The following is a 12573-nucleotide window of genomic DNA, read 5'->3' on the forward strand; positions in this document are numbered from 1 at the left end:
GCACGAGCCGGGACGAGAAGAGAAGCATGACCTCCGGTCCCCTCCGCCTGTTCACCTCCGAGTCCGTCACCGAGGGCCACCCGGACAAGATCTGCGACCAGATCTCGGACCGCATCCTCGACGCCCTGCTCCGCGAGGACCCGCACAGCCGGGTCGCCGTCGAGACGCTGGTCACGACGGGGCTCGTGCACGTCGCGGGCGAGGTCTCCACGAGCGGCTACGTCGAGATCCCCAAGATCGTGCGCGACACGATCGTCGAGATCGGCTACGACTCCTCGGAGAAGGGCTTCGACGGCCGCTCCTGCGGCGTCTCGGTCTCGATCGGCCAGCAGTCGCCCGAGATCGCGGCGGGCGTCGACACGGCGCTCGAGGTCCGCTCCTCCGAGGCGGGCGAGGACGCCTTCGACCGCCAGGGCGCGGGCGACCAGGGCCTGATGTTCGGCTTCGCGACCGACGAGACCCCCGAGTACATGCCGCTGCCGAGCTGGCTCTCGCACCGCCTCGCCGAGCGCCTGGCCGCCGTCCGCAAGTCGGGCGAGCTCGACTACCTCCGACCCGACGGCAAGACCCAGGTCACCATCGGCTACGACGGCACGACGCCGTCCACCATCGACACCGTCGTCCTGTCCACCCAGCACGCAGAGCACGTCAGCACCGAGACGATCCACGCGGACATCGCGGCGCACGTCATCCGCCCCGTCCTCGAGACGGTCGACCTCGACTCCTCCGCCGTGCGCCTGCTGATCAACCCGACGGGCCGCTTCGAGATCGGCGGCCCTCAGGGCGACGCCGGGCTCACCGGCCGCAAGATCATCGTCGACACCTACGGCGGAGCGTCCCGCCACGGCGGCGGCGCGTTCTCGGGCAAGGACCCGTCGAAGGTGGACCGCTCGGCCGCCTACGCCATGCGGTGGGTCGCCAAGAACGCGGTCGCCGCGGGGCTCGCCTCGCGGCTGGAGGTGCAGGTCGCCTACGCCATCGGCAAGGCGGCCCCGGTCGGCCTCTACGTCGAGACCTTCGGCACCGGCACCGTCTCCGACGAGACGATCACCGAGGCGATCCGCTCGGTCTTCGACCTGCGCCCGGCCGCGATCATCCACGCACTCGACCTGCTCCGCCCGATCTACGCGCAGACCGCGGCCTACGGCCACTTCGGCCGGGAGCTGCCCGACTTCACCTGGGAGCGCCTCGACCGGGTCGACGACCTGCGCTCCGCCGCGGGCCTCTCGTAGCGGGCGCGGCGGCGATGGCGACGAGCGGAGCCGTCGCGCGCGTGCTCCTGGACTCGCCCCTCCCGCAGCTCGACCGGCTCCTGGACTACGCGGTGCCGGAGGCGCTGCGCGGCGAGGTGGTCCCCGGCGTGCGCGTGCGGGTGCCGTTGCGGACCGGAGGCCGGATCGCCGACGCGTTCGTCGTCGAGACGGGGGAGGGGACCGAGCACGCCGGAGCGCTCAGCGGCATCGAGGAGCTGGTCTCGCCGCTCGTCGTGCTGACCCCGGAGGTCTGGGCCCTCGCCCGCCGGGTGGCCGACCGCGCCTCCGGAGGCGCGAGCGACGTGCTGCGCCTGGCCGTGCCGCGCCGCCACGTCCGCGTCGAGAAGGCGCGACTCGCCGCGGGTCCCGCTCCTGCGGCGCCCGCGGTCGAGGCGGGCGGCGTGACGGGCTACCCCGACGCCTCCTTCGCGGGACTCGCCGAGGGGGCCCGGCTGGCGGTCGGCGCCGTGCCGGCTCCCGTGAGGCTCGACTCGGGCGCGTGGGTCGGCGGCTGGGCCGTCACGCTCGCCGAGCTCGCCCGGGACACGCTCGCCGCGGGCCGCGACGCGATCCTGGCCGTCCCCGACTACCGCGACCAGGAGCAGCTGGAGCTGGCCCTCGCCGCCCTCGTCCCCGCGGAGGCGGTGGTGCGCCTCGATGCGCGGCAGAAGGGCGCCGAGCGCTACTCCGCCTTCGTCCGCTGCCTCGATCCCGGGCCGCGGGTCGTCGTCGGCAACCGCTCCGTCCTCTACGCGCCCTCCTCCGCCCTCGGCCTGATCGGGCTCTGGGACGACGGCGATCCACTCTTCGCCGAGCCGCTCGCGCCCTACGCGCACGCGCGCGACGTCGCCCTGGTGCGGCAGGAGCAGAGCGGCGCCGGCCTCGTCCTGCTCGGCAACACGCGCACGGTCGAGGTCGAGCGGCTCGTCGAGATCGGCTTCGCGACCGAGGTGGAGCCGCGGCCGAGCCGCCGCCCGCACGTCGTGCCGACCGCCCAGCAGTGGGCGGCCGACGAGCACGACGCGGCAGCGCGCATCCCCTCCTCCGCCTGGCGGGAGGCGCGGAAGGCCCTCGACTCCGGTCCCGTGCTCGTCCAGGTCGCGCGCCCCGGCTACGCGCCGGTGGTCGCCTGCGCCCGCTGCCGGACCGTCGCACGCTGCAACCGCTGCCAGGGTCCGCTCGGCGTGCACTCCGAGGGCGGGCGGCCGAGCTGCGGCTGGTGCGGCCTGATCGCGGCCGACTGGACCTGCTCCGTCTGCGAGGCGACGGCTCTGCGCCTCGTCTCCCTCGGCGCGGGCCGCACCGCGGAGGAGCTCGGACGCGCCTTCCCGGGTGCCAAGGTGATCGTCGCCGACGGGCAGCGCCCCGTGCTCACCCTCCCCGACGAGCCCGCGCTCGTCGTGGCCACGCGCGGGGCGGAGCCGCGGGCCGACGGCGGCTACCACGCCGTCCTGCTGCTGGACGGCGAGCGGATGCTGGCCCGCGAGAGCCTGCGGGTCGCCGACGACGCGCTCCGCACCTGGTCGAACGCCGCGGCGCTGGCCCGCCCGGGCGCGCCGGTCCTCCTGGTCGGGGTCGGCGGCCGGCTCGCGACCGCCCTGGCGACCTGGCGGCAGGCCGAGTACCTCCGGGCCGAGCTCCAGGAGCGGCGCGCTCTGCGCTTCCCGCCCGCGGTGCGCCTGGCCACGGTGAGCGGCGACGCGCACGCGGTGGAGGAGGCGCTCGAGGCGCTCGACGAGGACGACCGGCACGAGGTCCTCGGTCCTGTCGGGCTCGAGGACGGCTCCGTCCGGGCGATCGTCCGGTTCGACTACGCTCGCGGTGCGGATGTGGCCGCGCGCCTCCGCTCCGCCGTGATCCGCAACGCCACGCGCCGTCGTCGCCCGCCGACCACGCCCGGCCGCTTCCGGCCGGCCCCCCGGCTCCGGGTCCGTCTCGACGACCCCGACATCCTCTGACTCCCCAGGAGACCCCCGTGCGCCTCGTCTTCGCCGGCACGCCCGCCGCCGCCGTTCCGACCCTCCGCGACCTCGCCGCCTCCGCGCACGAGGTCGTGGCCGTGGTCACCCGGGAGGACGCCCCGGTGGGACGCAAGCGCGTGCTCACCCCCTCGCCGGTCGCCGTCGTGGCCGAGGAGCTGGGGATCCCGGTGATCCGGGCGAACCGCCTCGACGAGGACGTGACCGACCGGATCGCGGAGCTCGCCCCCGACCTCGGCGTGATCGTGGCCTACGGCGGCCTCGTCCGGCAGCGCCTGCTGGCGGTGCCGCGCCTGGGCTGGATCAACCTGCACTTCTCCCTGCTGCCGCGCTGGCGCGGGGCGGCTCCCGTCCAGCGGGCGCTGATGGCGGGCGACACGCGGATCGGCGCGAGCGTCTTCCAGCTGGTCGCCGAGCTCGACGCCGGTGACGTGTACGCCGAGCTCGCCGTCGACGCGGGGGAGCGCACCGCGGGCGAGCTGCTGACGGAGCTGGCCGCGAGCGGCGCCGGCCTCACCCTCGGCGTGGTCGACGCGCTGGAGGAGGGCACGGCCGTCGCGACTCCGCAGGCCGGAGAGGCGACCCCCGCTCCCAAGCTCGACGCCGCCGACGGCCGGATCGACTGGAGCCTCCCGACCGCGCGGGTCCTCGCGCTCGTGCGCGGAACGACTCCCGAGCCCGGAGCCTCGACCGCGGTGGGGGACGCGCGCCTCAAGGTGCTCGCGGTCCGCGCGGCCGAGGGGGACCTCGCTCCCGGCGTCGTCCGCCTCGACTCGGGGCGCGCCCTCGTCGGCACCGCGGACGGAGCGGTCGAGCTGGTCACCGTCCAGCCCGCCGGCAGGACCCCGATGGCCGGCGCCGCCTGGGCCCGCGGCCTGCGCGAGAGCACGGTGCTCGCGTGAGCGCCCGTCGCGAGGCCGCTCCCGCCCGGCGGGTCGCCTACGACGTCCTGCTCGCGGTGAGCGGGTCGGACGCCTACGCCAACCTGGTCCTGCCCGCGCGGATCAGCGCCGCCGGCCTCTCGCCCGCCGACGCGGGACTGGCCACCGAGCTCTGCTACGGCACTCTGCGGATGTCCGGCTACTACGACCGCGTGATCGCCCTCGCGGCCGGCCGGTCCGTCGAGAGCATCGATGCGCCGGTGCTCGACGCGCTGCGCCTGGGCGTGCACCAGCTGCTCGCGACCCGCGTGGCCCCGCACGCCGCGGTGAACGAGAGCGTCGCGCTCGTCGCGGCCGGCTCCTCGCGGGGAGCGGTGGCCTTCGCCAACGCCGTGCTGCGCGCGGTCTCGCGCTCGGGCGCCGGCGAGTGGCGCGAGCGGGTCTCCGCGGCCGCGGTCTCCGGCGACGACCGGATCGCCGCGCTGAGCTCCCACCCCGTGTGGATCGTGCGCGCCCTGCGACGGGCGCTGGCGGCGGAGGGGGCGGCCGACGAGCTCGACGCGCTGCTCGCCGCCGACAACGCGGCTCCGCGGGTGAACCTGGTGGCTCTGCCGGGCCTGGCGTCTCCCGGCGAGATCGCCGGCGCCGAATCCGACCGCTTCTCGCCGGTCGGCATGACCAGCACCGGCGGCGACCCGGAGGCAGTCCCCGCGGTGCACGAGGGCCGCGTGCGCGTGCAGGACGAGGGCTCCCAGCTCGCCGCTCTGGCGCTCTCCCGGGCACGGCCGGTCCGCCCGGGCGAGCGCTGGCTCGACCTGTGCGCGGGACCCGGCGGCAAGGCGGCGCTGCTCGCGGCGGAGGCGCGCGCAGGCGGGGCGGCGCTGCTCGCCAACGAGGTGGTCCCGGGCCGCGCGGGCCTGGTGCGGCAGGCGCTGGCCGCCGTCGACCCGTCGGTCGAGGTGCGCACCGGCGACGGGCGCGACCTGGGCGACGAGCAGCCGGGCTCGTTCGACCGCGTCCTCCTCGACGCGCCGTGCACCGGTCTCGGTGCGCTGCGGCGTCGGCCCGAGGCGCGCTGGCGCAAGTCCGCGGCCGACGTGGAGCCGCTGGCCGCCCTCCAGGGCGAGCTGCTCGACTCCGCGGTCCGGGCTCTCGCTCCCGACGGGCTGCTGGCCTACGTGACCTGCTCGCCGCACCTCGGCGAGACCCGGCGCGTGCTCGCCCTCGCGCAGGAGCGGCACGAGCTCGAGCTCGTCGACACGCCGGCCGTGCTGCGCGCGGTGACGGCGGACCCGCTCCCGCTGCCGGACGGCCCCCTCCACGTGCAGCTCTGGCCGCACCGGCACGGCACCGACGCCATGTTCGTCCAGCTCCTCCGCCGCCGCCGGCCCCTCGAGGCGGCGTCCGGAGACGCCTGACCCCTCCGGAGCGGGAGCGTGCTCAGCCGGGCGGACGCCGAGGACGCTCCGATCTAGGCTGGACGCATGCCCGCACGGATCAACCCCAGCATCCTCTCCGCCGACTTCGTGAACTTCGAGGCCGAGCTGCAGCGCATCGCCGGGGCCGACCTCGTGCACGTCGACGTGATGGACAACCACTTCGTGCCGAACCTCACCTTCGGGCTGAACATGGTCCAGCGCCTCCAGGACGTCTCGCCCCGCCCGCTCGACCTGCACCTGATGATCGACGACCCCGACCGGTGGGCCCCCGACTACGCCGAGACCGGCGCCTTCTCCGTGACCTTCCACGCCGAGGCCGCGCGCGACGCCGTGGCCCTGGCGCGGCGCCTGCGCGGGATCGGCTCGCGGGCGGGGATCGCGCTCAAGCCGGGCACGATGGTGGACGACTACCTCGACCTCCTGCCCGAGTTCGACCAGGTCCTCGTGATGACGGTCGAGCCCGGCTTCGGGGGCCAGTCCTTCATGCAGGAGACGATGCCCAAGCTGCGCACGCTCCGGAACGTGGTGGACCGCACCGGGCTCGACGTCTGGCTCCAGGTCGACGGCGGGATCGCACCCGGCACGATCGAGATCGCAGCGGAGGCGGGAGCCGACACCTTCGTCGCGGGCTCCGCGGTCTTCGGCGCGGACGACCCGGAGGCCGCGATCGCGTCGCTGCGCGAGACGGCGACCGCTCACCTGCACCGGCACTGAGGCGTCCCGCGCCCGGCCGCCGTATAGACTTCCCCGGTGAAAACTTTCGACGACCTCTTCGCTGAGCTGGGCGAGAAGGCCGCCGCCCGTCCCGAGGGTTCGGGCACCGTCCGCGAGCTCGACGCCGGCGTGCACTTCATCGGCAAGAAGATCGTCGAGGAGGCAGCCGAGGTGTGGATGGCCGCCGAGTACGAGGGCGACGAGCGCACCGCCGAGGAGATCTCGCAGCTGCTCTACCACCTGCAGGTGCTCATGCTCGCCAAGGGACTGACGACGGCCGACGTCTACCGGCATCTGTGAGCCCCGCCCCGCTCGCCGGGGTGCGCCTCCGCTCCGCGCCGTCGCGCCCGCACGCTCCCCGAGGAGCCGTGCCGCCCCCTGAACAGCCGTCGAGTCATGAAGGACGTCCCGTGACCACCACCCCCGCCCCGGCGCTCCTGCGCGTCGCCGTCCCCAACAAGGGCTCCCTCTCGGAGACCGCCGGTCAGATGCTCGCGGAGGCCGGCTACACCGGCCGCCGCGACCCGAAGGAGCTGCACGTCGTCGACGAGCGCAACGGGGTCGAGTTCTTCTACCTGCGCCCGCGCGACATCGCCACCTACGTCGGCTCCGGCGCTCTCGACGTCGGGGTCACCGGCCGCGACCTCCTGATCGACTCCGGCTCCGAGGCGCGCGAGATCGCGAGCCTCGGCTTCGCGAACTCCACCTTCCGCTTCGCCGGGCCCGCAGGCCGCTACGACGAGCTCGCGCAGATCGACGGCCTCCGCGTGGCGACCAGCTACCCGGGCCTCGTGGGCCGCTTCCTCCGGGAGCACGGCGTCGAGGTGACGCTGATCCGCCTCGACGGCGCGGTCGAGTCCGCGATCCAGCTCGGCGTCGCCGACGTCATCGCCGATGTCGTCGAGACCGGCACCACGCTCCGCAAGGCCGGCCTCGAGATCTTCGGGCCGGTCATCCTGGACTCGACCGCCGTCCTGGTCTCCGCCGCGGGGGAGCCCGAGGGCATCCCGGTGCTGTTGCGCCGCCTGCAGGGCGTGCTGGTCGCCCGCGAGTACGTGCTGCTCGACTACGACTGCCCCGTCGCGCTCCTGGAGAGCGCCACGGCGATCGCCCCGGGCTTCGAGTCGCCGACGGTCTCGCCGCTGCACGACGCCGAGTGGGTGGCGGTCCGCGTGATGGTGCCGCGCTCGGACATGAACCAGGTGATGGACCGCCTGTACGACCTGGGCGCCCGCGCGATCCTGGTCACCTCCATCCACGCCGCGCGCCTGTAGAGGGGGAGCCGATGAGTCTCGCCGTCCGCGTCATCCCCTGCCTCGACGTCGCCGCCGGCCGCGTCGTGAAGGGCGTCAACTTCCAGAACCTGCGCGATGCGGGCGACCCCGTCGAGCTCGCCCGCCTCTACTTCGAGCAGGGCGCCGACGAGCTGACCTTCCTCGACGTCACCGCCACGGTCGACGACCGCTCGACCACCTACGACGTGGTGCGGGCGACCGCCGAGCAGGTCTTCATCCCGCTCACGGTCGGCGGAGGCGTGCGCAGCGCCGAGGACGTCTCGCGACTGCTCGCGCACGGCGCCGACAAGGTGGGCGTCAACTCCGCCGCGATCGCCCGGCCCGAGCTCCTCGGCGAGATCGCCGACGTCTTCGGCGCGCAGGTGCTCGTGCTCTCGCTCGACGTCAAGCGGAGCGACGCCACGCCGTCCGGCTTCGTCGTCACCACTCACGGCGGACGCCGCGAGACCGAGCTCGACGCCCTGGCCTGGGCGGCCGAGGCCGTCGAGCGCGGCGCCGGGGAGCTCCTGGTCAACTCCATCGACGCCGACGGCACCAAGCAAGGCTTCGACCTCGAGCTGATCGCCGCGATGCGCGAGCTGAGCTCCGTGCCCGTCATCGCCTCTGGAGGCGCCGGCGCCGTCGAGCACTTCGCTCCGGCCGTCGACGCGGGGGCCGACGCCGTGCTCGCCGCCTCCGTCTTCCACAATCGCGAGCTGACGATCGGCGACGTCAAGCGCTCGCTCGCGGCCTCCGGGATCGAGATCCGATGACCCCCGCCGAGCTCGACGCCGTCCTGGACCGCGCCGCCTTCGATCCGACCGGGCTCCTGCCCGCGATCATCCAGCAGCACGACACCCGCGAGGTGCTCATGATGGGCTGGATGGACCGCGAGGCGCTCCGGCGGACCCTCACCGAGGGCCGCGTCACCTTCTGGTCGCGCTCGCGCCAGGAGTACTGGCGCAAGGGCGACACGTCCGGGCACGCGCAGTACGTGCGGGGTGCCGCCCTCGACTGCGACGCCGACACTCTGCTGGTCCAGGTCGAGCAGATCGGCGCAGCCTGCCACACGGGCGAGCACGCCTGCTTCGACGTCGACCCCCTCGTGCCGTTCACCGGCCTCGGCCCGGCGGAGTGAGCATGAGCGGACGGCGGCTGAAGTACACGGCGATCCTCGGGGTCGTGCTCCTCGCCGCGCTCGAGCTGACCTCCTCCACTCAGACCTGGTCCACGCTGACCCTGGCCGCGATCGAGGGGGAGGGCCAGCGGATCGACGTGGCCGGGACCGTCGCCGCGCCCGCGCTCTCCGCCCTGGCGCTCGCGGGCCTCGCTCTCGCCGCGGCCCTCGCCATCGCCGGCCCCGTCTTCCGGATCGTGCTCGGTCTGCTGCAGGCCGTCCTCGGCGCCTCGGTGGTGCTCACGGCCGCGACGGCACTGGGCGACCCCGCGCGCGCCGGCGCTTCGCTGGTCACCGAGGCGACCGCCATCGCGGGGGAGCAGTCCGTCGCCGCGCTCGTGGCCTCGTCCTCCGCGACGGCCTGGCCCGTCGTCGCCCTGGTCTGCGGCGTGCTCACCGCGTTGCTCGGGATCGGCGTCCTCGCGACCTCGCGCCGCTGGCCGGGAGCGGCGCGGAAGCGCGCGTCCCGCTTCGAGCCCGCCGACGGCTACGGCCACGGCGCGTCGACCGTGCAGACGGACGACGGCGACATCGATCCGGTCATCTCGTGGGACGAGCTCTCGCGCGGCGACGACCCCACCTCGGGCCGCTGACACCGGCCGGGGACGTGTCCGGCGGTCCGGCATCCCCGCCTCCTGCAGGGGCTGCGCAGGCGAGTCCGGGGCCGGGCGCTCAGGCGCCTCACGCTAGACTGCTCTGGTCCCGATGCACCCCCAGGAGGAGACCCATGAGCACCGAGCACGACGACGACAACCACGGCCACTCGCCCGCAGCGTGGACGGCCGTCGTCATCATGCTGGTCGGATTCACGATCGGCACGATCGCGTTCTGGTTCGACGTGCCCGTGGTGGTCTGGCTCTCGGCCGGCCTGGTCGTGGTGGGTCTGCTCGTGGGCATGGGCATGGCCAAGGCGGGCTACGGCGTCAACGGCGCGAAGGCGAACCCGAAGGCGCGCGCCTAGGTGCTCGCCGACCTCACCGCCGGCGCCCTGGCCGACGCGGCCCGGCGCCGCGAGAGCGCCCCGCTCGAAGCCGTCGAGCGCCGCGCGCTCGCCCAGGCGCCCGCCCTCGACGCCCTGGCCGCTCTGGCCCCCGCCGAGCGCGTCAGGATCATCGCCGAGGTGAAGCGCGCCAGCCCGTCGCGCGGAGCCCTCGCCGACATCCCCGTCCCCGCCGAGCTGGCCGGACAGTACGAGCTCGGGGGAGCGAGCGCGATCAGCGTCCTCACCGAGGAGCGCCGCTTCAAGGGGTCCCTGGCGGACCTCGAGGCGGTCCGCGAGCGCGTGTCGATCCCCGTCCTGCGCAAGGACTTCGTCGCCGAGCCGTACCAGGTCCTCGAGGCCCGCGCGGCCGGAGCCGACCTGGTCCTCCTCATCGTCGCCGCGCTCGAGCAGCCCCTGCTCGCCGAGCTGCACGCCCTCGTCCTCGAGCTGGGGATGACCCCGCTCGTCGAGACGCACTCGGCCGACGAGCTCGAGCGGGCCGCCGACCTCGGCGCGCGGCTCATCGGCGTGAACGCCCGCGACCTCTCCACCTTCCAGCTCGACCGCGACCTCTTCGGCCGCCTCTCCGAGCGCTTCCCCGACGACGCGGTGAAGGTGGCCGAGTCGGCCGTCCTCACCGCCGACGACGTCGCGCACTACCGCGGCGCCGGAGCCGACGTCGTCCTCGTGGGCGAGGCTCTCGTCACCGGCGGCGACCCCGTCTCCACCCTCGCCGGCTTCCTGGCGCACTGACCACTCCGATAGGCGGTACCCCCATGGCACTCCGGGATGAACTCGGCCCCTACTTCGGCGAGTTCGGCGGACGCTACGTCCCCGAGTCCCTCGTCGAGGCCCTCGACGAGCTGAGCGCCGAGTACGAGCGCACGAAGGTCGACCCCGCGTTCGCGGCAGAACTGATGGAGCTGCACCGCAGCTACACCGGCCGTCCGTCGATCATCACCGAGGTGCCGCGGTTCGCCGAGCACGCCGGCGGAGCGCGGATCATCCTCAAGCGCGAGGACCTCAACCACACCGGCTCGCACAAGATCAACAACGTGCTGGGCCAGGCGCTGCTCACCAAGCGGATCGGCAAGACCCGCGTCATCGCCGAGACGGGAGCGGGCCAGCACGGCGTCGCGACCGCCACGGCCGCCGCCCTGTTCGGCCTCGACTGCGTGGTCTACATGGGGGAGGTCGACACCGAGCGCCAGGCCCTCAACGTCGCCCGCATGCGCCTGCTCGGCGCCGAGGTGATCCCCGTGACGACCGGCTCGCGCACCCTCAAGGACGCGATCAACGACGCGATGCGCGACTGGGTGACGAACGTGGGCACCACGAACTACATCTTCGGCACCGTCGCGGGCCCGCACCCGTTCCCGGCCCTCGTCCGGGACTTCCAGAAGATCATCGGCGAGGAGGCGCGCGAGCAGGTCCTCGAGCTCACCGGCTCGCTGCCCACCGCGGTCACCGCCTGCGTCGGCGGCGGCTCCAACGCGATGGGGATCTTCCACGCCTTCCTCGACGACCCCGAGGTCCGCCTCGTCGGCTTCGAGGCCGGCGGCGACGGGATCGAGACCCCCCGCCACGCGGCGACCATCAGCAAGGGCCGCCCCGGCGTCCTGCACGGCGCCCGCAGCTTCCTCCTCCAGGACGAGGACGGCCAGACCGTCGAGTCGCACTCGATCTCGGCCGGCCTCGACTACCCGGGCATCGGCCCGGAGCACGCGTGGCTCTCGAGCATCGGCCGCGCCGACTACCGCGCGGTCACCGACTCGGCCGCGATGGACGCGCTCATGCTGCTCAGCCGCACCGAGGGGATCATCCCGGCGATCGAGTCCGCGCACGCGCTGGCCGGCACGCTGGAGCTCGGGCGCGAGCTCGGCCCCGAGGCCACCATCCTGGTCAACCTCTCGGGCCGCGGCGACAAGGACATGACGACCGCTGCGCACTACTTCGGCCTCATGGACCAGGGCGCGGTGCAGTCGTGAGCGGCCGCGGACCGAGCGTCGCCGAGACCGTCCGGCGCCGGAACGAGGAGGCGGCGGGCGCCCTGATCGGCTACCTCCCCGTCGGCTTCCCCGACCTGCCGACCAGCATCGACGCCGCCGTGGCCATGGCCGAGAACGGCGTCGACGCGATCGAGCTCGGTCTGCCCTACTCCGATCCGGTGATGGACGGACCCGTCATCCAGGAGGCGACCCAGGCCGCCATCGCGGGCGGCTTCCGCCTCCGCCACGGCTTCGAGGCCGTCCGCGAGATCCGGGCGCGCGTCGACGTGCCGGTCCTGGTGATGACCTACTACAACCCCGTCCTGCAGTACGGGGTCGAGCGCTTCGCCACCGATCTGGCCGAGGCCGGCGGGTCCGGCCTCATCACGCCCGACCTGATCCCGGACGAGGGCGCCGAGTGGCTCGCCGTCTCCGAGCGGCTCGGACTCGACCGCGTGTTCCTCGCGGCACCGTCCTCGACGGACACGCGCCTGCGCCAGGCCGTCGACTCGAGCCGTGGATTCGTCTACGCGGTCTCGACGATGGGCATCACCGGCGCGCGCACCGATGTCGACTCCGCGGCCCGCACCCTGGTCGACCGCCTCCGCGCCGCCGGCTCCGAGAGCGCGTGCGTCGGCCTGGGCATCTCGACCGGCGAGCAGGTCGCCGAGATCCTCGCCTACGCGGACGGCGCCATCGTCGGATCCGCCCTGGTGCGGGCGCTGGCGTCCGGCGGGGTCGACGCGGTCGCCGAGACCTCCCGCGGCCTCGCCGAGGGCACCCGCCTGCGCTCCGCGCGCTGACACCCTCCCGCTACAATCGGGATGCCCACCGGGGCGCGGCCGAGCCGCGCCCGGGGGACCCCCTCCTTCGAAAGGTCGAGTAC

14 protein-coding genes are annotated in these 12573 nt (G+C 74.5%); all 14 read left to right on the forward strand.

The features are described 5' to 3' along the window. Positions 1–26: 26 nt before the first annotated feature. Entirely contained in the window at positions 27–1232 is a 1206-nt protein-coding gene (metK, locus tag C5C36_RS01620) for a methionine adenosyltransferase (protein ID WP_104221839.1), read from the forward strand. 14 nt (positions 1233–1246) lie between these two features. Further along, positions 1247–3211 (forward strand): hypothetical protein, encoded by a 1965-nt coding sequence (locus tag C5C36_RS01625; protein WP_104297627.1) that lies wholly within the window; start codon positions 1247–1249, stop codon positions 3209–3211. Between the two features lie 17 nt (positions 3212–3228). After that, positions 3229–4134: a methionyl-tRNA formyltransferase gene (locus C5C36_RS17435; protein WP_181027104.1), complete on the forward strand. Its 906-nt coding sequence runs from the start codon at positions 3229–3231 to the stop codon at positions 4132–4134. After that, positions 4131–5531 (forward strand): RsmB/NOP family class I SAM-dependent RNA methyltransferase, encoded by a 1401-nt coding sequence (locus C5C36_RS01635; protein WP_258072158.1) that lies wholly within the window; start codon positions 4131–4133, stop codon positions 5529–5531. The genes C5C36_RS17435 and C5C36_RS01635 overlap by 4 nt, the downstream gene beginning before the upstream one ends. 66 nt (positions 5532–5597) lie before the next feature. Next, on the forward strand, positions 5598–6266 hold the full coding sequence (gene rpe, locus C5C36_RS01640) for a ribulose-phosphate 3-epimerase (RefSeq protein WP_104263167.1): 669 nt from the start codon (positions 5598–5600) through the stop codon (positions 6264–6266). A gap of 36 nt (positions 6267–6302) precedes the next feature. Continuing rightward, complete coding sequence (locus C5C36_RS01645; RefSeq protein WP_055791842.1) at positions 6303–6566, forward strand: phosphoribosyl-ATP diphosphatase; 264 nt, start codon at positions 6303–6305, stop codon at positions 6564–6566. A gap of 110 nt (positions 6567–6676) precedes the next feature. After that, on the forward strand, positions 6677–7540 hold the full coding sequence (hisG, locus tag C5C36_RS01650; protein WP_104221851.1) for an ATP phosphoribosyltransferase: 864 nt from the start codon (positions 6677–6679) through the stop codon (positions 7538–7540). Between the two features lie 11 nt (positions 7541–7551). After that, positions 7552–8313 (forward strand): imidazole glycerol phosphate synthase subunit HisF, encoded by a 762-nt coding sequence (gene hisF / locus C5C36_RS01655; protein ID WP_104225312.1) that lies wholly within the window; start codon positions 7552–7554, stop codon positions 8311–8313. Beyond that, complete coding sequence (hisI, locus tag C5C36_RS01660; RefSeq protein ID WP_104221855.1) at positions 8310–8678, forward strand: phosphoribosyl-AMP cyclohydrolase; 369 nt, start codon at positions 8310–8312, stop codon at positions 8676–8678. The genes hisF and hisI overlap by 4 nt, the downstream gene beginning before the upstream one ends. A gap of 2 nt (positions 8679–8680) precedes the next feature. Then, a complete protein-coding gene (locus C5C36_RS01665; protein ID WP_104309118.1) occupies positions 8681–9310 on the forward strand; it encodes a Trp biosynthesis-associated membrane protein in 630 nt (209 codons plus the stop codon). A gap of 134 nt (positions 9311–9444) precedes the next feature. After that, positions 9445–9678 (forward strand): DUF6704 family protein, encoded by a 234-nt coding sequence (locus C5C36_RS01670; RefSeq protein ID WP_104309119.1) that lies wholly within the window; start codon positions 9445–9447, stop codon positions 9676–9678. Beyond that, positions 9679–10452, forward strand: coding sequence for an indole-3-glycerol phosphate synthase TrpC (trpC, locus tag C5C36_RS01675; RefSeq protein ID WP_104309120.1), 774 nt, complete (start codon positions 9679–9681; stop codon positions 10450–10452). It abuts the gene before it with no gap. Positions 10453–10475: 23 nt separating this feature from the next. Further along, the gene (gene trpB / locus C5C36_RS01680; RefSeq protein WP_104225310.1) at positions 10476–11687 is read left to right on the forward strand and encodes a tryptophan synthase subunit beta; all 1212 of its coding nucleotides are present in this window, start codon (positions 10476–10478) and stop codon (positions 11685–11687) included. Next, positions 11684–12490: a tryptophan synthase subunit alpha gene (gene trpA / locus C5C36_RS01685; protein ID WP_104232657.1), complete on the forward strand. Its 807-nt coding sequence runs from the start codon at positions 11684–11686 to the stop codon at positions 12488–12490. Before trpB ends, trpA begins: the two co-directional genes overlap by 4 nt. The last annotated feature ends 83 nt before the right edge of the window (positions 12491–12573 follow it).

The organism is Rathayibacter sp. AY1G1, from assembly GCF_002932095.1.
Classification (GTDB): domain Bacteria; phylum Actinomycetota; class Actinomycetes; order Actinomycetales; family Microbacteriaceae; genus Rathayibacter.

Bases quoted from the DNA above. Each gene is read 5' to 3' on its own strand.
- metK (WP_104221839.1), top strand. From the start codon at position 27: ATGACCTCCGGTCCCCTCCGCCTGTTCACCTCCGAGTCCGTCACCGAG.
- C5C36_RS01625 (WP_104297627.1), top strand. From the start codon at position 1,247: ATGGCGACGAGCGGAGCCGTCGCGCGCGTGCTCCTGGACTCGCCCCTC.
- rpe (WP_104263167.1), top strand. From the start codon at position 5,598: ATGCCCGCACGGATCAACCCCAGCATCCTCTCCGCCGACTTCGTGAAC.
- hisF (WP_104225312.1), top strand. From the start codon at position 7,552: ATGAGTCTCGCCGTCCGCGTCATCCCCTGCCTCGACGTCGCCGCCGGC.
- hisI (WP_104221855.1), top strand. From the start codon at position 8,310: ATGACCCCCGCCGAGCTCGACGCCGTCCTGGACCGCGCCGCCTTCGAT.
- C5C36_RS01665 (WP_104309118.1), top strand. From the start codon at position 8,681: ATGAGCGGACGGCGGCTGAAGTACACGGCGATCCTCGGGGTCGTGCTC.
- C5C36_RS01670 (WP_104309119.1), top strand. From the start codon at position 9,445: ATGAGCACCGAGCACGACGACGACAACCACGGCCACTCGCCCGCAGCG.
- trpB (WP_104225310.1), top strand. From the start codon at position 10,476: ATGGCACTCCGGGATGAACTCGGCCCCTACTTCGGCGAGTTCGGCGGA.